The sequence below is a fragment of the Arenibacter lacus genome, from assembly GCF_008711145.1.
Taxonomy (GTDB): domain Bacteria; phylum Bacteroidota; class Bacteroidia; order Flavobacteriales; family Flavobacteriaceae; genus Arenibacter; species Arenibacter amylolyticus.
The window spans coordinates 1-409 of sequence record NZ_VVIN01000262.1; the positions used below are offsets into that span (position 1 = coordinate 1).

Consider the following 409-nt stretch of genomic DNA (forward strand, 5'->3'; position numbering starts at 1 on the left):
GCTCCCCCTCTTGGGCTCGAACCAAGGACCCTCTGATTAACAGTCAGATGCTCTAACCAACTGAGCTAAGGAGGAGTATAATTTCAGTGCCTTTAGGCGGCTTGCCTGCCTTTTGAACCCATTAGCGTTCCGTAGGCGGGTGCAAATATAAACGCTTTTTTCAAATACGCCAAACAAAAAATCATTGTTTTACACATATTTTTTGAAAAAAAATTATTCGCTATAAAAATCGCTTTACAATATTCCAGATATCATTCCCGAAAATCAACAACATCAGCCCCATAAGCAACACAAAACCAATTATTTGACCAGTCTCCAGTACTTTTTCGCTTGGTTTTCTTCCTGAAATCATCTCATATAATAAAAACATTACGTGCCCCCCATCCAATGCCGGAATCGGTAAAATATT

Annotated in this window: 1 protein-coding gene and 1 tRNA gene; both read right to left on the bottom strand. The window is 39.4% G+C overall.

What is annotated here, in order from left to right; all coding sequences use genetic code 11:
* Nucleotide 1 precedes the first annotated feature (1 nt).
* A tRNA-Asn gene (locus F1E73_RS17415) sits at nt 2-75 on the bottom strand.
* A 145-nt stretch (nt 76-220) separates the two neighbouring features.
* Nucleotides 221-409 (bottom strand): site-2 protease family protein (locus F1E73_RS17420; RefSeq protein WP_191089080.1); only part of this gene is annotated, 189 nt, incomplete at its 5' end.